Annotated in this window: 19 protein-coding genes, 1 tRNA gene and 1 pseudogene; 5 read left to right on the top strand and 16 right to left on the bottom strand. The window is 60.5% G+C overall.

Annotated elements, in window-relative coordinates; translation table 11 throughout:
* Positions 1–11 precede the first annotated feature (11 nt).
* The 5 genes and pseudogenes from L4923_RS07420 to L4923_RS07440 all read right to left on the bottom strand — a co-directional run bounded on the left by L4923_RS07420 (position 12) and on the right by L4923_RS07440 (position 3,391).
* Positions 12–404, bottom strand: a pseudogene (locus L4923_RS07420) (VOC family protein).
* Between the two features lie 89 nt (positions 405–493).
* Positions 494–949 (bottom strand): GNAT family N-acetyltransferase, encoded by a 456-nt coding sequence (locus L4923_RS07425; protein WP_239363172.1) that lies wholly within the window; start codon positions 947–949, stop codon positions 494–496.
* A 160-nt stretch (positions 950–1,109) separates the two neighbouring features.
* Positions 1,110–2,099, bottom strand: a complete 990-nt coding sequence (locus L4923_RS07430; RefSeq protein WP_239363173.1) for a BMP family lipoprotein — start codon at positions 2,097–2,099, stop codon at positions 1,110–1,112.
* Positions 2,100–2,344: 245 nt separating this feature from the next.
* Positions 2,345–3,013 (bottom strand): peptide-methionine (S)-S-oxide reductase MsrA, encoded by a 669-nt coding sequence (gene msrA, locus L4923_RS07435; protein ID WP_239363174.1) that lies wholly within the window; start codon positions 3,011–3,013, stop codon positions 2,345–2,347.
* A gap of 51 nt (positions 3,014–3,064) precedes the next feature.
* Positions 3,065–3,391: a hypothetical protein gene (locus L4923_RS07440; protein ID WP_239363175.1), complete on the bottom strand. Its 327-nt coding sequence runs from the start codon at positions 3,389–3,391 to the stop codon at positions 3,065–3,067.
* A gap of 450 nt (positions 3,392–3,841) precedes the next feature.
* On the opposite strand from L4923_RS07440, the gene L4923_RS07445 reads away from it, so the two are divergent.
* Positions 3,842–3,931, top strand: a tRNA-Ser gene (locus L4923_RS07445).
* Between the two features lie 367 nt (positions 3,932–4,298).
* Positions 4,299–5,513: an L-2-hydroxyglutarate oxidase gene (lhgO, locus tag L4923_RS07455; RefSeq protein ID WP_239363176.1), complete on the top strand. Its 1,215-nt coding sequence runs from the start codon at positions 4,299–4,301 to the stop codon at positions 5,511–5,513.
* Positions 5,514–5,670: 157 nt separating this feature from the next.
* On the opposite strand, the gene L4923_RS07460 is transcribed toward lhgO, so the two are convergent.
* The 4 genes from L4923_RS07460 to L4923_RS07475 all read right to left on the bottom strand — a co-directional run bounded on the left by L4923_RS07460 (position 5,671) and on the right by L4923_RS07475 (position 10,915).
* The gene (locus L4923_RS07460; protein WP_239363177.1) at positions 5,671–7,107 is read right to left on the bottom strand and encodes an aldehyde dehydrogenase family protein; all 1,437 of its coding nucleotides are present in this window, start codon (positions 7,105–7,107) and stop codon (positions 5,671–5,673) included.
* Between the two features lie 328 nt (positions 7,108–7,435).
* A complete protein-coding gene (locus L4923_RS07465; protein ID WP_239363179.1) occupies positions 7,436–8,434 on the bottom strand; it encodes a TRAP transporter substrate-binding protein in 999 nt (332 codons plus the stop codon).
* A 316-nt stretch (positions 8,435–8,750) separates the two neighbouring features.
* Positions 8,751–9,701, bottom strand: coding sequence for a cupin domain-containing protein (locus tag L4923_RS07470; RefSeq protein ID WP_239363181.1), 951 nt, complete (start codon positions 9,699–9,701; stop codon positions 8,751–8,753).
* Between the two features lie 269 nt (positions 9,702–9,970).
* Positions 9,971–10,915 carry a 2-hydroxyacid dehydrogenase gene (locus L4923_RS07475; protein ID WP_239363182.1) on the bottom strand — a complete coding sequence of 315 codons (945 nt, stop codon included), beginning with the start codon at positions 10,913–10,915 and terminating at the stop codon, positions 9,971–9,973.
* Between the two features lie 457 nt (positions 10,916–11,372).
* Here L4923_RS07475 and L4923_RS07480 point away from each other — a divergent pair, with 457 nt between their 5' ends.
* Both L4923_RS07480 and L4923_RS07485 read left to right on the top strand, forming a co-directional pair.
* A complete protein-coding gene (locus L4923_RS07480) occupies positions 11,373–12,500 on the top strand; it encodes an iron-containing alcohol dehydrogenase (protein WP_239363222.1) in 1,128 nt (375 codons plus the stop codon).
* Between the two features lie 39 nt (positions 12,501–12,539).
* The gene (locus tag L4923_RS07485) at positions 12,540–13,286 is read left to right on the top strand and encodes an SDR family oxidoreductase (RefSeq protein WP_239363183.1); all 747 of its coding nucleotides are present in this window, start codon (positions 12,540–12,542) and stop codon (positions 13,284–13,286) included.
* Between the two features lie 277 nt (positions 13,287–13,563).
* On the opposite strand, the gene L4923_RS07490 is transcribed toward L4923_RS07485, so the two are convergent.
* The 7 genes from L4923_RS07490 to L4923_RS07520 form a co-directional block, all read right to left on the bottom strand.
* Positions 13,564–14,556 carry a hypothetical protein gene (locus L4923_RS07490; protein ID WP_239363184.1) on the bottom strand — a complete coding sequence of 331 codons (993 nt, stop codon included), beginning with the start codon at positions 14,554–14,556 and terminating at the stop codon, positions 13,564–13,566.
* Positions 14,535–15,095 carry a prepilin peptidase gene (locus L4923_RS07495; RefSeq protein ID WP_239363185.1) on the bottom strand — a complete coding sequence of 187 codons (561 nt, stop codon included), beginning with the start codon at positions 15,093–15,095 and terminating at the stop codon, positions 14,535–14,537. The genes L4923_RS07490 and L4923_RS07495 overlap by 22 nt, the downstream gene beginning before the upstream one ends.
* Entirely contained in the window at positions 15,092–17,242 is a 2,151-nt protein-coding gene (gene gspD, locus L4923_RS07500) for a type II secretion system secretin GspD (RefSeq protein WP_239363224.1), read from the bottom strand. Before gspD ends, L4923_RS07495 begins: the two co-directional genes overlap by 4 nt.
* A gap of 205 nt (positions 17,243–17,447) precedes the next feature.
* Positions 17,448–17,585: a hypothetical protein gene (locus tag L4923_RS07505; protein ID WP_239363186.1), complete on the bottom strand. Its 138-nt coding sequence runs from the start codon at positions 17,583–17,585 to the stop codon at positions 17,448–17,450.
* Positions 17,586–17,623: 38 nt separating this feature from the next.
* Complete coding sequence (locus tag L4923_RS07510; protein WP_239363187.1) at positions 17,624–18,901, bottom strand: TRAP transporter large permease; 1,278 nt, start codon at positions 18,899–18,901, stop codon at positions 17,624–17,626.
* The gene (locus tag L4923_RS07515) at positions 18,898–19,443 is read right to left on the bottom strand and encodes a TRAP transporter small permease (RefSeq protein ID WP_239363188.1); all 546 of its coding nucleotides are present in this window, start codon (positions 19,441–19,443) and stop codon (positions 18,898–18,900) included. Before L4923_RS07515 ends, L4923_RS07510 begins: the two co-directional genes overlap by 4 nt.
* A 215-nt stretch (positions 19,444–19,658) precedes the next feature.
* A complete protein-coding gene (locus L4923_RS07520) occupies positions 19,659–19,949 on the bottom strand; it encodes a DUF1330 domain-containing protein (protein WP_239363189.1) in 291 nt (96 codons plus the stop codon).
* A gap of 298 nt (positions 19,950–20,247) precedes the next feature.
* On the opposite strand from L4923_RS07520, the gene L4923_RS07525 reads away from it, so the two are divergent.
* Positions 20,248–20,970 carry an IclR family transcriptional regulator gene (locus tag L4923_RS07525; RefSeq protein ID WP_239363191.1) on the top strand — a complete coding sequence of 241 codons (723 nt, stop codon included), beginning with the start codon at positions 20,248–20,250 and terminating at the stop codon, positions 20,968–20,970.
* The last annotated feature ends 129 nt before the right edge of the window (positions 20,971–21,099 follow it).

Genomic DNA, 21,099 nt, shown 5'->3' on the forward strand with positions numbered 1-21,099 from the left:
AGCAGTCCTCGTCAGGAAGCATCCGCTTCGTTCACTATGCTCACCGGATCCATCGACGGCTCCCACAATTCGATCGGATTGCCTTCCGGATCATGAATGCGGGCAAAGCGCCCGACTTCCGAATCCCACTCGTCGCGCGTTTCGACAGCGATGCCTGCCGTGTTCAGGCAGGTGATCATACCGTCCAGGTCGTCAACACGGAAATCGATCAACCACTGCTGTTCGGCACGTCCAAACTATCCGGTATCTTCGGCGAAGAGGCTGATTATGGTGGGACCCGCGTCCTGCCGCCACACAGTCTTGGCGATGTCGTCGACGCCGAGATGGCGCTCGTACCACTCCGCCAGCAGCCTCGGATCGCGGGCACGGAAGAACATGCCGCCTATGCCGGTTATCCTCGCCATGTCGTCCCTCCAATCCGCAGCGCTGCGATGCCCAAACCTGGCACATCAGAAAGAACGAAAGGGCACCCTGAAGCAGCTTCCCAACCACGCTAAAATGTCCGCTTCATCAGCATCAGCGGCTCGCCGTCGATGACCATCCGCTCGGCGACCACCCAGCCCAGCTTGGCGTAGAGCGCCTCCGCGGCGTCAGTATAGAGATAAAGCTGATCACAGCCGACCGAGCGGGCATGTTTCTCGACAATTTCGACCAGTAAGCGGCTTAGTCCGCGTCCGCGATAGGGCTCCGCAACGACCAATCCGGCAAGCCAGGGCGAGACGTCGTGCAGCGGTTCGATCTCCTCGCGCACGAACAGGCATGAGCCAGCCAGTTCGCCGTCGACCTCAGCGACGAAACCGGCCTCGTAACCATCTCCGTCGATCAGGTTCGCCAGACCAGCCGCATCCGCTTCCCGCGAGATCTTGCCGTCCTCGAAGAAGGTGATCTGTCGCAGTCCCGTAAGCGGCCCAATGTCGGGATGCCGCATCTTGCGGATGGTGGGGGACATCGTGGTTCTCCTGGCGGAGCACATACGCATGCGGGAGACAGCTGCCGACACTGGCGCAATTCGCAAGGTTCAAAAAGTGCGGCGTCGATAGACCAAGTCGCCAAAAAAAGAACCGCCGGACTCTCGCCCGGCGGTGCTTCATTCGCTGCTCAGGAACAGATCAATAAGGGCACTTGTTGTCGCTAGAGTAGTCGTGCACTTCGATCTTTCCGGCGATGATCTCTTCCTTGGCCTTGTCGGCCGCGGCCTTCATCTCGGCGGTGATGAGATCCTTGTTGTTGTCGTCCATGGCGTAGTCCACACCACCTTCCTTGAGGCCGAGATTGTTGATGCCGCCTGTGAACTTGCCGTCCTTGGCATCCATGAACGCGCTGTAGACAGCGACGTCGACGCGCTTCAGCATCGAGGTCAGAACCTTGCCCGGCTGCAAGCCGTTCTGGTTGGAATCGACACCGATGCCGAGCTTGCCGGCATCCGCAGCCGCCTGCAGAACACCGACGCCCGTGCCGCCGGCTGCCGCGTAGATCACGTCGGCACCCTGGTCGATCTGGGTCTTGGCGATTTCACCACCCTTGGCCGGATCGTTCCAGGCTGCCGGCGTGTCGCCGGTCATGTTGTAGATCACGTCCGTCGCGCCGTTCGCCTTGGCACCGCCGACGTAGCCGCAGCCGAACTTGCGGATCAGCGGAATGTCCATGCCGCCGATGAAGCCGACCTTTTTGGTCTTGGAGGCCATCGCGCCGAGCAGGCCGACGATGTAGGAGCCTTCCTGTTCCTTGAACTTCAGCGAGCGCACATTCGGCAGATCGACCTGATCGTCGATGATGGCGAACTTCAGCTCCGGATATTCCTTGGCCACCTTGGTCAGCGAATCGACCCAGGAGAAACCAGCCATGACGATCGGGCTGCGGCCGTCTTCGGCGAAGCGGCGAAGCGCCTGCTCGCGCTGCGAGGCATTGGACACTTCGAATTCGACGTAAGAGACGCCGCTCTCCTTCTTGAACTTCTCGGCGCCATTATAGGCAGCTTCGTTGAAGGATTTGTCGAACTTCCCGCCCAGATCGTAGAGCAGCGCCGGCTTGATGTCTTCGGCCATGGCCGGGAAGGCCAGCGCGGTTGCGGCCAGAAGGCCGAGAACGATACGTTTCATAGGATCCACACCCCTGAGGTTTATTTTTCCAGTCTGCCGCAGGGCCGGGTCCGGCCCGGCTTGCGACGTCCGGCAGGAGCTGTTCCCTCCCGCTCAAGCTTTATCTTGCACGGCTAGGGACAAAATTCACGTGGAATTTTGACCCTTTGGAAAAAGCATGGCGCCGAAGCGGCGCCATGGAAAACCGTTTCTGAATGGGATGCTGAAGGTGGTCAAAGCCAGCCTTCGCCACCTCGCCCCTGGTGTCAGGCTGTCGCGTTGGCGGCAGGTATGGCGCAACTCACGCCTGTCCCCTTAAGCCCACAGTAGCCGTAAGGGTTTTTCGCCAGATATTGCTGGTGATCCTCTTCGGCAAAGTAGAATTCGGGCGCCGGTGCAATCTCGGTCGTGATCTTGTCGCGGCCGGCGGCGCGCAACGAAGCCTGATAGGCGTCGCGCGAAGCGACTGCGGCCTGCTGCTGGGCGTCCGAGAAAGTATAGATGGCGGAACGATAGGTAGTGCCGACATCATTTCCCTGGCGCATCCCTTGCGTGGGATCATGCGCCTCCCAGAATATCTTCAGCAGTTCCGCATAAGAGACGACCTTTGGATCGAACACCACCAATACGACCTCGGCATGCCCGGTAAGACCGGTGCATGTTTCCTGATAGGTCGGGTTGGGCGTGATGCCACCGGCATAGCCGACAGCCGTCACCCACACGCCTTCGGTCTGCCAGAACAGCCGCTCGGCGCCCCAGAAGCAGCCAAGGCCAAACAGCGCCGTTTCCAGTCCTTCGGGATAAGGTCCTTTCAGCGGCCGTTTCGAAACATAGTGCTTCGATGCGGTCGGGATCGGCCGGTCGCGGCCGGGCAATGCCTCTTCGGGCTTCGGCAGATTGATCTTCTTGTTCAACATGTCACTGAGGAAAAACACGAGATGTCTCCCTGTTTCGTCGACTTCTAGTTCGCTGCAGACGCCGGAATGTTACGCACCGACCGCGAAATTCCCTGTCCGTCGCTGCCGGCGATAAGCGACCGCATAGAGCAGGAAGGCCAGCATCGCGAAGAGCACGAAGCCCGGCAGATCGAGCACCTTGTCGATCACCGAATCCCAGGCGGCCGCACCTGCCTTTTCACGTATGAACGCTTCCGTCCTGGCCAATGTATCGGGCGAAACCGCGCTCCAACTCACCTTAAGCGGCGTCATCACCAGATTTGAAGCCGCGACGGTGCGGGTGGCGTCGAGCACAGCCATGATGACGGCGATGGCCAACGCCACCATGGCGGCAAGTCTGAACAGGAAACGGAACATGCAGACCTTTCCAGCGTCTGTTTGCCCTACAGATATGGCGTGCGGCCTCAGCATGCAATTGGCCGTGCGGCCTCAGCGTGCAATTGGCGCAGCGACGATAAAAGCAACAGCCGAAGCATAGCTCGACCCTTTCTCTGCCGTGATGCAGCTAGGTCAACACCTTCTGGAGGCGATATCCCTTTTCGATCACGCAGGAGGCGCTGAACCGGCAATCCTGACCTTTCGAAAGAAACCACGAAGAAGCGTCACGATTACGGTCGATATGACTTGGCATTCGCCGCCGGATCGACTAGATGAGCCCCGCGCGCCCAAAGCTTCGACGGCTCAGGGCGCCGGAAACGGATTGGTCGTCGGTCGAGGCACAATCCCACGCGAACCAGGGTTCGGTTTCAGAACGGGATGCGCTCCCGACGACCGGCGTGGCGAAACCGGCCGCGACAGCGCCAGGACGGAGAGGTGGCCGAGTGGTTGAAGGCGCACGCCTGGAAAGTGTGTATACGGGGAACCGTATCGCGGGTTCGAATCCCGCTCTCTCCGCCAAAAATCTCATAACACCAATGAATTCGATCGCTTAATCGACCAACAGAGCATTTCGAGGTCGAAGCGTCCCTGATCAGTCAGGCCTCGCGAACAGGATGAGACTTCTGTCCAATCCAGGATACGAAGTTCCGCGCGCGCCAAGCTCCCTCTCCGATTTTTGGTGAAAAACCACACCAGCTGCTCCGAATTCAAGGAACAACTGCTTGAATTCGTCTGCCGTATCAACGGTGATCGAGGTCGACAAAAGGTGCTCCTTCTGGCGAAGGTCTCCAACATAAAGAAGCTCACCAAGCATGCGCTGCAGAGACCTTTTCGGCTATCGTGAACGTCAGACAGCGCAAATCATCGAGCGGACAGGGCAAGACTCATGACTTTCGACTATTGCGTCGTCGGCGGCGGCATCGTCGGCCTGGCGACGGCCATGCGGCTGCTCGAGACATATCCCGGCAGCAGCCTGATACTGCTGGAGAAGGAGGAGGCCCTCGGCAAGCACCAGACCGGCCACAACAGCGGCGTCATCCATGCCGGCATCTACTATCCGCCGGGCAGCCTGAAGGCCGAACTCTGCCGCAGGGGTGCGGATGCCACCAAGGCGTTCTGCCAGGAAAACGGCATCCGCTTCGATGTCTGTGGCAAATTGCTCGTTGCCACCTCCGCGCTCGAAATGCAGCGCATGGAGGCACTCTACGAACGCTCGAAGCGGAACACGATCGAAGTCCATCGCGTCAGCGATGGCGAATTGAAGGAGCGGGAACCGAACATTCGCGGTCTCGGCGCGCTTTTTGTGCCCTCGACCGGCATCGTCAGCTATGCCGACGTCTGCGAGGCCATGGGGCACCGTATCAAGGTGCTCGGCGGCGAGATCCGCCTTTCGACGCGCGTCACCGGCATTCGCGAAGCCGCCGGTTGCGTGGATATCACGTCGGCCGGCGAAAACTGGCAGGTGAGAAAACTGGTGGTCTGCGGCGGTCTCCAGTCGGACCGCTTGGCTGTGCTCGCAGGACTTTCGATCGAGCATCGCATCATTCCCTTCCGGGGCGAATACTATCGCCTTCCGGCAGCGAGGAACGGCATCGTCCGCCATCTGATCTATCCCGTCCCCGACCCCGCTTTGCCCTTCCTCGGCGTACACCTCACGCGGATGATCGACGGCAGCGTCACGGTGGGGCCGAATGCCGTGATCGGTTTTGCCCGCGAGGGCTATCCGCGGCTGTCATTCAACGTTTCGGACCTGGCTGACTACGCGCTGTTCCCCGGCTTCTGGAAGACCGTGTTTGCCAACCGAGGATCCGCACTGAAGGAACTGCGCAATTCGTTCTGGAAACCCGGCTATCTGGAGGAGTGTCGAAAATACTGCCCAAGCCTGAACCTTGCCGACCTACTCCCACACGAGGCAGGTATCCGCGCGCAAGCTGTGCGGAAAGACGGCGCCCTCATCCATGATTTTCTGTTCGCACAAACGGACCGCATGCTGCACGTTTGCAACGCCCCCTCGCCTGCCGCCACCTCGGCGCTCCCGATTGCGGAGATGATCGTGAAGCGTTTGGTAGATCGACGGCATGTCGGGATAGCGGCTAGCTGAGGCTCGGCCCGAGCATCGCGAAGTGGACGACGCCGAACAGCGCCCCGCTGCCGAACGCGCCAGTCCAAACGCCGTAGCGGTTCAACGCGTTGACGCCGCGAAACAGATGTCGCCGAGCCTGAGTTCGGGCACGAGCACCTTCTCGACATAAGTCTGGCTAGGGCAACGTGTAAGAGGTCTTCACGGTGGTGTAGAACTCTGCAGCATAGCGACCCTGTTCGCGTGGTCCGTAGGATGAGCCTTTCCGCCCGCCAAAGGGCACGTGATAGTCCACCCCGGCGGTTGGCAGGTTGACCATCACCATCCCGGATTCGGCGTTCCGCTTATAGTGACTGGCGTGTTTGAGACTCGTCGTGCAGATTCCTGCCGTAAGCCCGAATTCGGTGTCGTTGGCAAGCGCCAGCGCCTCATCATAGTCTTTGACCCGAATGACCGAGGCGACCGGACCAAAGATCTCCTCCCGGTTGATACGCATCTCGGACGTCGTTTCAATGAATAGCGCCGGCTCCAAGTAGTATCCTGGCGTCCCCCGCTCCAGCTGAGAGCCGCCCCACGCAAGCTTGGCCCCCTCAGCCTCGCCAATCGCGATGTAGGACAGGTCTTGATCGAGCTGATTTTGATCCACGACGGGCCCAATATGCGTTCCATCCTTGAGCGCGTCATCGACGACAAGCTTGCCCAGCCGCTCCTTGAGCGCGTCGACAAAGGAGTCGTGTATCTTGTCCGTCACGATCAGGCGGGACGAGGCAGTGCAACGCTGACCGGTGGAGAAGAAGGCGCCGTTCGCAGCACATTCAACGGCGGTTTGGAGATCCGCATCATCCAGAATGACGAGCGGATTCTTTCCTCCGAGTTCGAGCTGGAATTTGCGCATGTGTTCGACACTGCTGGCAGCAACCTTCCTGCCTGTCGCGACCGAGCCAGTGAAACTGATCGCATGCACATCGCGACTGGCAAGAAGCGCATCGCCAACAACTGAACCGCGACCCATCACCAGATTGAAGACGCCGTCAGGAACACCGGACCGGATGATGATGTCGGCAAGCGCCCAAGCTGAGCCAGGCACCAGGTCGGCGGGCTTGAAGACGACGCAGTTTCCATAGGCGAGCGCCGGTGCGATCTTCCAGGCAGGGATCGCGATCGGAAAATTCCAGGGCGTGATGATTCCCACGACGCCAACCGGCTCGCGTGTTATGTCAACGTCGACGCCTGGGCGAACGGAAGGCAGCTTCTCGCCGGACAGGCGCAGGGTTTCACCCGCGAAGAAGCCGAATATCTGGCCCGCTCGGACGACCTCACCAATGGCTTCGCCCAGCGTCTTGCCTTCTTCTCGCGCCAGCAACCTGCCCAGTTCCTCCCTGCGGGCCAACAACTCTGTCGAAACCTTTTGCAGGATGTCGTGCCGGAGCTGGATGCTCGACCGCGACCAGGACCTGGACGCCTGTTTGGCCGCAGCGATGGCGGCTTCGGCGTCCTGCCGGGACCCACGGACATAGATGCCGATGACGTCTCGGGTGTTCGAAGGATTGATGTTGTCTGCCGCCTCGGCCGAGTTCGTCCATTGCCCGGCGATGAAATTCTGATGCACGGTCATTCTGGTATTTTTTCCTGCTGGCGCTGTTCGCCTGATGGGAACATTGGTCTACTGAACCGAAAGTCTAACTGCCCTGCTTGGGACACAAGTTTTCGAAGGTGATGACGGCCCGGCGGTTGCCGGTGAAGCTCGAATAGAGCGGCCGCCGGTCCGCCTGGCAGCATCAAGCATGGCGCGTGCCGGTAACACCGGCAACGTCAATCTGTTGAACCTTGCGCCCGCGACGAGTCCTACACTCCGCGCACTGCCTGCGGCTTCAAATTGAATCAGGCGTACCGTGCTTCCAATGAGCGCCGGAGCAGCGACTGGCTCCGGCGCGCCAAGACCTTTATGGCTTGGCAACCGCGGCCATAGCGGAGCGCGCCTGTTCGACCAGATCGACGCCGATCTTTTCGCTGTACTCTTTTACGACAGGTGCAACGCGTTCGCGCATGGCTGCGAGCGCTTCAGGCGTGGGTCGGGTAATCTTGAAACCCTTCGCCTCAAGCTCCGCCTCCAATTTCTCTGCCTCCTTGCGGGAAAGATCCCGCTGGAAGGCTGCCGATTCCTTCGCAGCTGCCATGACGGCTGCCTTGTCTTCCTCAGAGAGGCTCCCAAACCATTTCTGACTGGCTAGAAGAACAAAGGGTGTATAGACATGACCTGTCTTAGCCAGATAGGACTGAACCTCATAGAACCTGGCGGTGTAGATAAGGGCGTACGGCGTCTCCTGACCGTCGACGGCGCCGTTTTCGAGCGCACTGTAAAGCTCAGGCCAAGGAAGCGGCGTCGGATTGGTTCCCAAGGCCGTCCACGTCGCAATGAACAACGGGTTGGGTATGACCCGGATATTGATCCCTGCCATATCCTCCACCGTGTTGACGGGGCGAATCTTGTTGGTCATGTGGCGGAAACCGTTATCCCACCAAGCCAGTCCGACGATGCCGGTCTTTTCCTTCAGCTGTGCAAACAGCTGCTCGCCGACGGCGCCGTCCATGACGGCATCGGCCGCGGCGAAGTCCTTGTAGAAAAACGGAAGGTCGTAGATCATGAATTGCGGAACGACACCAACCAGGTTGGGCGTGGGGCCGACCATGATGTCGATGAAGCCGGCCTGAACCGACGCCTGCATCTCCGGCTCGCTGCCGAGCAGGCCGTTGCCGAATGTATCGATCTTGATGCGCCCGCCGGTCTTTCCTTCCACCAGCTTCGCAAAATGGCGCGAAGCTTGTCCGACCGGGTGGTCCTCTGTAGGCACGTAGCCCAGGCGCGGATTCTGAGCCATGGCCGGAGCGGCAACCAGAAGCCCTCCCAACAATGCCGCAGCCAGAAGCAATAGTTTCTTCATATTTCAACCTCCCAAGAATTGGTTCACAGGAACCAGAATGCAGGAACTGCCACCACTGAGGAACAGAACCGGCGGAACGAGAATGGCCAGTTCGGCTAAATGTAACGGAATGTCGCCCCGGCAACTGAAGCGGAGGGGGCGCTGCTTGTGCTACGGTGCCGAAGACGGTCCCGATCGACGGTGTGGTCAAGTCGAAGCTTCGGCTATGAGGAAAAGTAGTAACCCCACAGCACTCCAGCTCGATGCCTGCCCCTTTCACCGATGGTCTACGAGACCAACGGCCCGCCCTCGCGGGGAGGACGGGCCAACGGCAAGATCAATCCAGCCAGCCCTTGCCCGAGATCGGGGGCACCGGGGGATTCGGCTGGGAGGCCGTTGGCGGCCAGTTATGCGTGCCGGTTGGGAAGGGATTGATGGCAATGCGCGTGTCGAACCCCGGACAATAATTCGCTGCCGAATGCCAGCGGCCGGCTGGGACATAGACAATATCGCCAGCTTCCGAGACGAAGGGGTCCACGCCTTCGATGTTGTATTGGATCTGGCCCTCCATGATGAACCAGAATTCACCATAGTTGATGTGCCTGTGTCCGAGCGCCGTCGGGGACTGCATGTTGCAATTGAACGCCTGGCCCCGGATGGCGTTCAAAAACAAGCCAGGGGCGGATACGAATGCGCCCGCCGACGGCGAACCAAGGTAATCCCTGAAAGTGTTATTGCCTGTCCCAAGCGCTTCTGGACCCGGATCCTGACGGGTCAGTTCCCAGGTAAACCTTGGCAGCGGCTTCGGCAAGGTGGCCGCCGTCTGCGGGTAGGTAATCCTGGCATCCGCAGTGAAGACTTCGAAATGCAGGGACGGCACCGCGCCGATATTCTTCATCTGGAATTGCGTGCGCGCGGGCACCTGAACCATGAAGCCTTTGGTGGCGGTAAACGGCGCCTGGTTCCCGATTGTGAACTCGACTGAACCCTCCCAGACAATGAAAGCCGCGCGGGTGTCCGATATGAACATGGCCGGCGACTGGTCGCCGGCCGCCAATTGCACCCATGAAGCCTGCAGGTGCGCATCGCTGACAACCTGCCGGTGCCACGTCTTGGATTGCTTGGCGGGCGATATCTTGGCGCGAACTTCCGCTAGCGTCGTGCGGGGCTTGTTCGGGGCCTTGTATGGTGCCGGCGCCACCGTCCTTGGCGTCCAGGTGAACACGGTCTGTGCGAATGCCGCGGTGGGCGATACCGCCCCTATCGCCAGCGCGGCCGCGATAGCCAATCCGCCTTTCCATAGATTCATGAAAGTTTCTCCTCCCTCTGCTGCTTGACCAATGGCGACATCACCAATCTGACCGAACCTCCCGAGTCAGTTAGATGATTTCCACAATGTGGGCATGTTGTCCAACACATAATACTGGGCAGAATATTAAACCGTTGTCAACGCTTCATCGCTGCGCTTCAAAGCTCGGAGATCAGATCTCTCCCCCAAGGCTAGCGTAACGGCGCTACACTGGCTGACGGGCCCCTCGGCGGCCCGCCTGCGTTTTCCTAAGGAACGGGAGTGAGCGCCGCGCCGGTGTCGAACCAGGAGATCACGTTCCGTGCCACCAGATCGGCCATCGCGGTGCGTGTGCTGACCGACGCGGATCCGATATGCGGCAGGATCGTCAGGTTTTCGAGCGCCAGCATGTCGTCGGAGACATTGGGTTCGTCCGCGAGCACGTCGAGACCCGCCGCCGCGATGGCTCCTGTGCGCAACGCGTTGATCAGTGCATCCTCGTCCACGACGGTTCCGCGGCCGACATTGATGAACACCCCCTCGGGCCCGAGGGCGGACAGCACCTCGGCATTCACGCTGTTTGCGGTCGACGGATCGCCCGGCACGATGGAAATGAGCACATCGACGGCGCTTGCAAGTTCCAGCAATGAAGGAAAGTACTCGTACGCAACCCCCTCCACCGGGCGTCGGCTGTAATAAGCGACAGGCAGCCCGAATGCTTCAATTCGTCGGGCGATGCAGCGACCGATCCGTCCCATTCCATAAATGCCCACCCTGCGATTTCGCAGCGTGAGCCGGCTAAGCGGGTAGTCCGATGCTTTCCACCGGCCCTCGCGAACGAAGGCTGCCGCCTTGGGTATCTCGCGCACGACGCTGATTAGGAGCCCCAATGTGAGATCGGCGACCTCCTCGTTCAGAACATCAGGGGTGTTCGTGACGACGACATTCTTGCTGCGTGCGTAGGCCGCATCCACCGCGTCATAGCCGACGCCGTAGCTGGCGATGATCTCAAGGTTGGGAAGGGCGTCTATGAACTGCCGATCGATTCTGGCGCGACAGGCCACGCCACGAATTGACGCCCGCATCTCCGAGGACAGATGGGTGTGAAGGTCGCAGTCAGGGGTTTCGACCAGGCTGAAATGCGTTCCCAGCACGCGGCGGGCATGCTCGTGCATCCAGCCTGGTATCAGCACGGTGGCGTTGGGCTTCGACAAAGGCTTTCCTTCCGGTTCGGGGTGTCACTGCCGGCACGAGTGGCCGCTGGTGAAAGGGCTTTCGCAGGGGGGCCTTTGGATTGCGCAATGCGTTGGTGGTGAGCCGCGGCTTCGAGTTCGCGGCGGCTGATTAGTTCCCCCGACGAAATCAGCATGTCAGCGGTTCCTGTACCATGTCCTCCAAGGCCGCATCGGCTTGACCATAATGTGGTCAATCCGTCCACAAAATTGGATAAGGGCTCGCAACTTCTTTGTCAAGGCTGGAGGGAACGCCGCAACCACGAGGTGGAGCTTGACAAGTGTGCAGTTCCACCTAATGTTTGGGCATATTGTCCATATTATGGACTAGACGATTCCAAAAGGTCGCGTGTTCGTATTCACCGGCTGCACGAAATGTGCCGAATGCCAGACGGTGGCTGCAGCATTGCATATGCGGAATATCAAGGAGTGTGGCAGCGTGAATAATATAAACTACCTTACAACTATCAATTTCGGACTTGGAGCAGCCGAGTCACTGTCAGAAATTCTGTTCGAGCTTGGCGTTTCGCGCCCTTTGGTGATCAGTGATCACGGAATCAAATCTGCTGGTTTGCTTGAACGTCCGGTCTTCGGGTTCCTGAAAGCAGCGCCGATCTTCCTGGACGTTCCCTCCAACCCGACTGAGAGTGCAGTTGCTGCCGGTCTCGCGCTATACAGGCAGGGCGGCTGCGATGGGGTGGTGGCGATTGGCGGGGGGTCTCCTATCGACTTGGCCAAGGGTGTGGCGCTGCTCGCCACGCACGACGGTGAACTGGAGCGTTATGCGGCGATCCTGGGCGGGGTGGCGCGCATCACCAGCGCGGTAGCGCCGCTTGTGGCCATTCCCACAACGGCGGGTACGGGGTCCGAAGTTGGACGCGCGGCATTGATCACACTGGATGACGGCCGGAAGCTCGGATTTATCAGCCCGCACCTCATCCCGCGCAGGGCGATCTGCGACCCAGGGTTGACGATGGGGCTCCCCCCGGCTCTGACGGCCTCGACAGGGCTTGACGCACTGTCGCATTGTATCGAGACGTACCTTTCCCCCCGCTATAATCCGCCTGCCGAGGCAATTGCCACCGACGGTTTCCAACGTATCTGGAAGGCTTTGCCTGTCGCCTATGCAGATGGCTCGAACGCGGAGGCGCGAACTGAGCTCATGATGGGTGCCCTCGAAGGAGGGATGACGTTTCAGAAGGGGCTTGGAGCCGTCCATGCGCTTAGCCATGCATTGGGCGGTCTCAAGGAGGCCAAGCTCCATCATGGGACGCTCAACGCCATCCTGATGCCGACCGTCCTTCGATGGAACGTGAAAGTTGAAGCCGTCGCTCAGAAGGTCGGCTACCTTGAGCGCCTGGCGGGACTTGAACATACGACGCTCGCAGATGCGCTGGACGGGTTGAACCATAGTCTAGGCATTACGCCCAGATTGTCCGAACTGGGGGTTCCCCGTCACGTCATCGATTGGGTGTGTGAGCGAGCCATCGCAGACCACAGTCATCCCACAAATCCACGTTCGCTGACCAAGAAGGACTACGCCGCGATCCTTGAGACCGTTTTCTAGCTGCGAACGCCCTCAAAGGAGGAGCAAGGAGATAATTGCGTGAGACCGATTGTAATCGTAACGGGCGCAAGCCACGGCATCGGCGCCGCAACGGCGCGGCTGTTCGCCGTTGAAGGATATGATGTTTGCATAAACTATCTTTCGGATGCTGCCGCTGCATCCGAAGTCGTCGAGCATTGCAAGGCCGCCGGCGCCCGCGCCATTGCGGTACAGGGAGACGTGGGCAAGAGGGAGGACATCGAGGCTCTGTTCAGCGCCTGCGACGATGCACTGGGGCGGGTGACCTGTCTGGTCAACAATGCCGGGATCATTGGGAAAGCCTGCAGAATCGAGGAGTTGCAGCCCGCAGTGCTGGAAAACACCTTCAGGGTCAACGTCTTCGCCGTCATGTACTGTATACAGGAAGCTGCGAAACGCATGTCCAATCGCAAGGGCGGCAAAGGCGGGACGATTATCAACATGTCTTCGCTCGCCGCCTTCCTCGGCAGCCCGAACGAATACGTGCATTATGCCGCCAGCAAGGGTGCAGTGGAATCCATCTCCATCGGCGCAGGCAAAGAACTGGCGCCGGAGGGCATCCGCGTGAATGCCATACGTGTCGGGACCACCAACACGCGGATACACACTCAAGGCGGAAACCCCGAGCGACCAGCCAGGATTGCGGCGGCAACCCCCATGGGGCGCATCGCAGAGCCTGAAGATATTGCGCGCGCGGCCCTGATGCTTGCGTCTCCTGGCGCGGGGTTCATGACAGGCACCCTGATTACGGTGTCCGGAGGGCTCTGAAGCTTGCAATTGGGATACAGGGGAGTGCCAGGGTCGCTTGGCGTATTTGCCAAGGGGTCGCGTCGTCAATCCCGAAACTTGACTTGAACCATCCGGGGTTCGCCTGAGGCTCCAACCCTCTTCGGAGTTGGAGCCTCAGCAAACTGGAACGGTTTATTCAATGGCCCATGGCGCGTTCCGCGCTGGTGAAACTCGAAGCCATGCTGAAGACCTTAGGCCAACACCGTGTTTACGGTCGTTCAGCGGATCCGTGCGAGGATAATGCGTCAATGGGCTTTCATTCCAGCTCGATTGCCGCGCGACGCCAGTCAAGCACTCTGTAGGGTGCCTGGTCCCCGTTCGATACAAGCATCAATACCTCGAACGATTCGCTGTAGCCCGACTGCAGGGTCGTCTTGAGATCGACGCGCCAGCTCGGTGCCTGCTCCAGCGTGTTGAAGGTCACCCCCGCAAGCGATTGGTCGAGTTGCTCGCGCGACAGTTGGCCGATGCGGAAATCCTTGATCGCCTTCCGCACTGACGGCGGCAGGCCAGGAATGTCGCCCAGCAGTCGATCATCGAGCGCTTCCAGGCGAACGCCTGCCAAGCCGGAGGAAACGGTAACATAAGGTTCGATGGCGATAGCTATGTCGGGTGTCATTCCGGGGAAGGCAGCGAATTCGGACACCGTCTGGAACCGCCTTGTGTCGTTTCCGCCCTGTTGCGGAGCGGAACCGGGCGGCTGTCCGTCTAGCCCGGCGCGATGGCCGATGATCTTCGTCGCCAGATCGTCCGCGCTTTCGGGAGCGGCGCCTGCGGCTCGCAAGGCGCCAACGATCAGCGGCCGCTCGGCGGTGTTGAGATCGATCCGCAAGGCTTCATTTGTCGCAGAGACTGAAGCGACTCCGGCCGGCAGGGTGATCGTGGACGATATCTGATCGCTCAGCGTGCCCACCCCGTCGGGCGGACCCACGCGGATCTCAGCCACGGCCTGCGCCAGCCCGGCCTCCGCCAGAATACGCGCCGACGCCTTGTCTTCCGTGACACGCACGCTGGCCACGACGCCGGTCATCTGCACGCGAAGGATGACGGCAAGGAATCCCAGGAAAATCATGATCCACAGGACGCTGACGAGGATTGCCCCCCGCCGGCTTGTTGCCGAGTTCATGCCCAATGCCGCAAGACCCATATCGGCCTCCTGCTGCGCCAGGTGACGCCACCATCCCGGCGGAATCAAGACTCTGCCCTCCACCGCTTCAAGCAGTGTGATCACCATGGAGCGGACAGCCATGCCCACACCATCACCAGCGCCGGCGCGAGGAAGGTGCCGAATGGAACCTTCGCCGCGGCACGGAGCGGGCGGCGCAAACGAGCGGCGCGGATAATGCTGAAGATGAAAGCCGCGACCGAAGCAAGCAGGATCTGGGCGCCGACGCCGGCCAGCCCGACCAGGACAGTAGATACACCGATCAGCTTGGTGTCGCCGAAGCCTATGCCGTCGCGGCCGCGTAGCCTCCTGTATACGACGTCGAAAAGACACAGCAGGAGCATCACGGCGCCCCCTGGCCCGATGCGCCAGCCCAGCGCGGCGAAATCGCTTGCCTCGAACCACCAGTCGGCGAGCGCGACGACCAAGATGCCGGCCGTATAGCGGTCGGGAATGAGCATCGTGGCGAGGTCATGGACCGCGATGGCCGCTGCCAGAAAGCATAGCGCGAGCGTCGATGCGACGACGAACGCGGGGCTTCCGATGACGGCGGGTACGGCACCGACGGCGAGCGCGAACGCGACGGCTGCGGTCGATCGACGCCGTGCCCTCAAAAGCTTCATTCGATGATCGTCTTGGCCGGCCGCCGCAGCGGCACGTTTCTGGATGGCTCGTTCATCAGCCGCAATTGCGACCGCATCTGCTCGGCCACATGCTGCGCATCCAGGCTGTCGCGGATGACCTGAGGCCGGATCAAGATGATGAGTTCCGTGCGCGTCCCGGCATTCTGGTTGGACCGGAACGCGTCGCCGATGAGTGCAAGGTCGCCGAGAACCGGCAGTCCGTCGCGGCCGCGCTGTTGGCGCTCGCTGATCAGGCCGCCGAGCATGACGGTCTGGCCGCTGGTGACCGATACGGTCGAGCTGACCTTTCGCTGCGATATGGTCGGGGTCAAGGACTGGGCCTGGCTGCGCTGGACCGAACTGATCTCCTGTTCGACGACGAGGCTGATCGTGCCGTTTCCGGTGATCCGGGGCAGAACCTTCAGGATCACGCCGGTATTTCGAAACTCGACATTGTTGACGATCGGGGCTTCCGGATCGGTGATGGACTGCGCCGTGCGGGTGACGATCGGAATCTCGTCGCCGACCTGAAGCACGGCCGGCTTGTTGTCGAGGACGACGACTGAGGGCGTGGAAAGCACCTTGACCTCGGTAACGCCGCGCAGCGCATCGATGACGACGCGCGGCTCGGTCTCCGAACCGAGGAGGAGGTTGAACCCCGGCATGGTTCTGGACAACACAGCCTTGCTTGCTTCCGTGAACAAGCCCACCGAGCCTTTGTTGTCGCCCAAACCAAGATCCTTGGAGTTCAGGAAGAACTGCACGCCGTAGCGCAACTCGTTGGTCAGGGTAACCTCGGCGATCGTCGCCTCGATGGCGACCTGCTCCTGCGGGCGATCGAGCGCGACGAGGGCCTGTTCGATGAGCCGCTGCTGGTCGGGCCGCGCGAAGATGAGAATGGTGTTGTTTTCCGGGTTCGCGGTGATGCGCACGCCGCTTTGGGACCCGTTGCCGGCAGCGCTCGGAGAAAGCTGGTCGGCGCTTCCACCGGGGGTCGGCAGGCTATCCGCCATGCGCTGATCCGGTGTCGCCTCGGCCGGCTGCGAAGCGTTTGCGCCCTGATTCTGGCCGTCGGCCTGCGAGCCGGGTGGAAACTGCGAGGCCGGATCTTCCGAAGCCGACGATGCTGTGGCGCCATTGAATATCTCGTTGACCATCGATGCAAGGCGCCGTGCCTGCAGATGCTGTACCTTGTACACCCGCAAATTGGACGCAGCGGCGTCGATCCGGTCGAGCCGCTGGATCCAGGTCGCCGCGCGCTGCAACTGGTTGCGCGTCTTCGCCACTACCAGAATCGCATTGCTGCGCTCGATCGGCTGGACCTTGATCGTGTTGCGTCCGCGGCCACCCTCCCCGATGTCGAGCACGCGGGTCAGTTCGGGCATCAGGGTGGCCGCGCTCGAATTGTTGATAGGGAAAATGCCGACCGACTGGTCCACCAGCCAGTCCTGGTCGAATGAACGCGCTGCTTCGACCGCCGCGCTCCGCTCCGCTGCTGTTCCCTGGAAGATCAGCGCGTTGCGGCCGGGATCCTCGCGCACCATGCCGGCACGGGCGACGAAGTTTTCGAGGAGCGGCAGGATCGTGCTGGCGGAAACGTTTTTCAGGGGAAACACCGTGACGCCGTAACCGGGCTGGATGGTGGTGCCCTGATCGAGTTCGGCAGCTCCGAGCGCTTCGTTTGCGGGCATCAGCCGCAGACGGTCGCTTTCACGCACCATGGCCACGCCGTTGCTGCGTAGCGCGGACTCGAACATGGTGAGGATTTCTGAGGCCGGCGTAGGCCTCGACGTCGTGATCGAGACCTTGCCCGCGACCCTAGGGTCGAGCGTATAGCTGATTCCCAACACCTCCCCCAGCACCGTGCGGGCCGCGACCTTGATCTCGGCGTCCTCGAGGTTGACCTCGAACTCTTCGCCGCTCAGCCGCTCGAGCGACTTGCGCTCGCCAGCAGTCAGCCGTTGTGGGTAGCCGTAATATACTTCACCCTGCCGATTGTCCTGCGTGCCCCCGAAGCCGAGCTTCGACAGAAAACCGCCGCCGGAAGGCTTGCGCGCACTCAAATCTGCATTCGCGACCTTGTTCAGGGGATCCCGCCCCTCGGCAACGTCTCCGAGATAATCAGGGGTGGAGGTACACGCGGCCACTACCGCCAAGACGCAGGCCGCCGCTCCTCTGCGAACCCACACGGCATAGGCATTTGGAGCGCCGCCTTCCCGACCTACACTCACGCGCGCACCCCACTCAGGCGTCCACGCGGCACCCTATGGCCGGAAAAGTATCGTCCTATTGACCGCCTGAAAACCATAAAGCACTGCTTCCCGCTTGCTCACCGGAGCTCATCGACGTCTGTCAACCCGAGGCGAAGGTGAAGAACTCGAACTTGTGGAGCGGTTCGACATCGACCTGCGTCATCAGTTGCAACTCTCCCGCGTCAGGGGCCGCCGACATCGTCGTCGAGGGCCTTGCTCGCATGAGCAGAAAAGCCATCGTCGAATGTTCCGTCCAACTACTCCACAGTTCGGCTCTCAATGAATCCAGCCCGCTGGCACGGTCACCAATGCTGGGAATAGAACCAGCAGCACGATGAGGATCATCTGGGCCACAAGGTACGGCATGGCACCCTTCGTGGCCGCCTCCATTGAAACCCCACTGATGCCGCACACTGTGTTGAGGACCGTCCCAACGGGAGGCGTGATCAGGCCGACCGCGTTGACCATCATGAAGATGACCCCGAAATAGACCGGATCGATACCGGCCGCCTTGACGAGCGGCATGAGGATGGGGACGAGAATGGTGATGCAGGGCGCGAAATCGAGCGCCGTGCCGACGACGAAGACCGCCAGAACGATCATACTCATCAACAGAATCGGCGAGTCGATGAATGGATCGAGGAGGCTGACGAGTTGGGCGGGCATATTGGAGATCGTCAGCATGAAGCCGGAAATCATGGAAGCCGCGACCAACAGCATGATCACCGCTGTCAAGCGCCCGGCGGCGAGTAGCGCGTCATAAAGCAGCCGTGGTGTCAGCTCGCGATAGACGAACACCCCCACGAACAATGCATAGGCGGCGGCAACGACGCCGGCCTCCGTAGGGGTGAAGATGCCGAACCGCAATCCCGCCAGGATAATCACCGGCATCATCAACGCCCAACCCGCAGTCATGATGGTTTTCGGGAGGTCCCTGCGCGGCAGTTTGGGTCGGACTGCCGCTGTTTCCTTCTTAGCGAGGAACCACCAGGCTATCATGAGGCTCAACCCCATCATGAGCCCTGGCACGATTCCGGCGAAGAACAGGCCGACGATGGAAATGTTTGCGGTGACGCCCAGAATGATGAACCCGACGGACGGCGGGATCACCGGAGCGATAATGCCTGTCGCTGACATCAAGCCCGAAGCTCGACCCATGTGGTAGCCTGCTTGCCGCATCAGGGGGACCAGCATGACCGCGAGCGTGGCAGTATCCGCAATTGCGGACCCGGAGACGCTGGCAAGGACCAAGCCCGTGCCGATGACCACATAGCCGAGGCCGCCACGGACGTGCCCGACGACCGCAAGGGCCACGTTCACGATGCGGCGGGAGAGGCCGCCGGCGTTCATGAGCTCGCCGGCGATGAGAAAGAACGGGATCGCCATCAGCGGATAGCTGTCCGCGCCATTGACCAGCCGTTGCGCGAGGATCTGAGCATCCAGATTTCCCATCAGCAGCATCATCGCAACACCTGACAGCATCAGGGCGAAGGCAACAGGAATCCCGATGCCCATCGCACCGAGTAGGGAACCGATGAAGACCAAGCCGCTCACGGTGCTTTCTCCGTAGTAAGCGCGGGGGAAACGACCGGTAGCGGCTCGACGTGCTCTACTCCCGACCAGGGTGCCGGCAGGATGCCACGCAGAGAGCGCCACAGATCAAGAAGGAGAACGAGAGCCATCAGGATGGCAGCAGTGAGCCCCGCGGCGTAGATGGCGCCCACGGGAATTCCCGACAGTGCCTGGACGTTTCCCCACTCGATGACGGTGAGTGCCCAGCTGCCCTGTGCCAGGAGCCAGCAGCACCAAAGCATCAAGCCATATGAAACAAGAAAGCAGACGAACCGCGCCCTGCGAGGCAGCCGGACCACCAACGACTCGACACCGAGATGCGCGCCCTTGGCTAGCGCCACCACGGATCCCATGAAGATGACCCAGACGAGGACCACACGTGAGACTTCGACGGCAAACGGAATGCCTGAGCTGAAGCCGTACCGAAGCACGACATTAGTAAAGATCAGGAGACTGATGACGGCCATGCCGACAACGACGAAGACGTCAAAAGCCTTGAATAGCCAATGCAACGATGAGGACATGACTGCTCCCAAAAGGCTGTGCGCGCACGCGCCACACCTCGTCGCACTCCGACGAGGATACGGAGACCGTGAGCAGGAGGCTTCCAGCATGCTGATCGGGTGGAAACACCAATCGAGCGATGAAGGCCTGTCTTGCTCACCCGGTCGAGCAGCGCGCAGGAGGTACCACGACGATCCCCTCAACCAATGTGAAGGTCTCGAGCGAGCTCTCGGTGTTAGACACCTTCCACGACGGCCAGATGTGCCTTGGCGTGCTTCTCGCGGGCTTTGATCGCCGTCTGATATTCTGGAGAGTTGTAGCAGGCGAGAGCGGTCTCGTAGTCCTTGAACTCGATGACCGCCAGGCGGTTCGCGTGGGGGCCCTCCATGACCTGGCTCGTTCCCGCTCGAACGACGAAGGACGCCCCGTATTTGTCGAACGCTGCCTTGTTCAAGGCAATGTATTCTTTATAGCCCTCCTGGTCTGCAATATCGACCATTGCAACCCAGTATCCTTTTTTGGTCATCTGCTTCCTCCCACAGAAATTCCCACACCCTCTTGCGGAAGATATGGACGTCCCGAATGCGTTCAAATTCGCTATAAGTGCGTTTGCCGTTGATCCTCCTCGATCACACGGTTAGAACCGGAACTAAGACGCTGACTACAATATGGACAGCTTGTCCAAATCCGTGTAGTACCGCCATGTTTCGTTGTCAAGCTTGCAAGGAGATGCGCCCATGAGTTTAGGTGAGCTTCAGGACGAAGCCGATGAGAGAGCTCCTACTCACGTACAGGGAGCAGCCTCGTTCTCGAAGTTCATCGCCGTGCTGCAGATCATCGCGGATGCCCCCGGGACATTGGACATTGCCCAACTGACCAAGCGTGCGCGTTTCCCGCGGGGGACGGTCTACCGTCTTGTTTCGGCGCTTACGGCGGAGGGACTCATCACTCAGTCAGGAGAGGGTGGAACGTTCCGTTTGGGGCCGCGCCTTCTCCAGCTTGCTGCCAAGACCTGGGAGGATTCCGACTTGCGGACGATCGCCAGGAATTTTCTGGTTTCGCTCCGCGACGCAACGGATGAAGCAGTGCACCTTGCGGTGCCCAGCAACAACCGGATGGTCTACATAGACAAGCTGGTGGGCTCCAGCCGGGTTCAGATGAAAACCAGCATTGGCGGCCAGGTTGAACTCCACTCGACATCCGTGGGTAAGGCGTGGTTGTCCGGCCTGCCGGACCAGCGGCTGCTGGAGGTCATCAAGAGCCTGGAACTGACACGCCATACCGCCAAGACGTTCACGACACCCGAAGCGCTGTTCCAGGAGTTGAAGCGGACGCGCGAGCAAGGGTTCGCGTTCGATGACGAGGAGAACGAACCGGATATCCGCTGTCTCGGTAGCCCGATCTTCAATCGTTCGGGAGAACCGATCGGAGCGGTCAGCATCAGTATGCCGGTGTACCGGCACGACGCGCGCCGCCACGAACTCTGCGCCAGAATGGTGCGCGAAACGGCGAAACGCATCACCACGGAATTGTCCACCATGGTGTAGCACTGGGGCGCGATCCCGAGCATTTCGCCATCATTAGGGTCGTGCTTTTCGATGGCGGCTATTGATCATATCGATTTGGAGAGGCCGGGATGAGATTGCACCGCTACGCCGGGACATCGGTTGCCGCTG

The organism is Terribium retamae (assembly GCF_022347545.1).
GTDB classification, from domain to species: domain Bacteria; phylum Pseudomonadota; class Alphaproteobacteria; order Rhizobiales; family Rhizobiaceae; genus Mesorhizobium; species Mesorhizobium retamae.

Excerpts from the sequence above, each read along its gene's own strand:
- L4923_RS07515 (WP_239363188.1), bottom strand. The coding sequence starts at position 19,443 with ATGTCCTCATCGTTGCATTGGCTATTCAAGGCTTTTGACGTCTTCGTC.
- L4923_RS07505 (WP_239363186.1), bottom strand. The coding sequence starts at position 17,585 with ATGGCTTTTCTGCTCATGCGAGCAAGGCCCTCGACGACGATGTCGGCG.
- lhgO (WP_239363176.1), top strand. The coding sequence starts at position 4,299 with ATGACTTTCGACTATTGCGTCGTCGGCGGCGGCATCGTCGGCCTGGCG.
- L4923_RS07465 (WP_239363179.1), bottom strand. The coding sequence starts at position 8,434 with ATGAAGAAACTATTGCTTCTGGCTGCGGCATTGTTGGGAGGGCTTCTG.
- L4923_RS07490 (WP_239363184.1), bottom strand. The coding sequence starts at position 14,556 with ATGGCTGTCCGCTCCATGGTGATCACACTGCTTGAAGCGGTGGAGGGC.
- L4923_RS07425 (WP_239363172.1), bottom strand. The coding sequence starts at position 949 with ATGTCCCCCACCATCCGCAAGATGCGGCATCCCGACATTGGGCCGCTT.
- L4923_RS07440 (WP_239363175.1), bottom strand. The coding sequence starts at position 3,391 with ATGTTCCGTTTCCTGTTCAGACTTGCCGCCATGGTGGCGTTGGCCATC.
- L4923_RS07460 (WP_239363177.1), bottom strand. The coding sequence starts at position 7,107 with ATGACCGTGCATCAGAATTTCATCGCCGGGCAATGGACGAACTCGGCC.
- L4923_RS07520 (WP_239363189.1), bottom strand. The coding sequence starts at position 19,949 with ATGACCAAAAAAGGATACTGGGTTGCAATGGTCGATATTGCAGACCAG.
- L4923_RS07430 (WP_239363173.1), bottom strand. The coding sequence starts at position 2,099 with ATGAAACGTATCGTTCTCGGCCTTCTGGCCGCAACCGCGCTGGCCTTC.
- L4923_RS07495 (WP_239363185.1), bottom strand. The coding sequence starts at position 15,095 with ATGAAGCTTTTGAGGGCACGGCGTCGATCGACCGCAGCCGTCGCGTTC.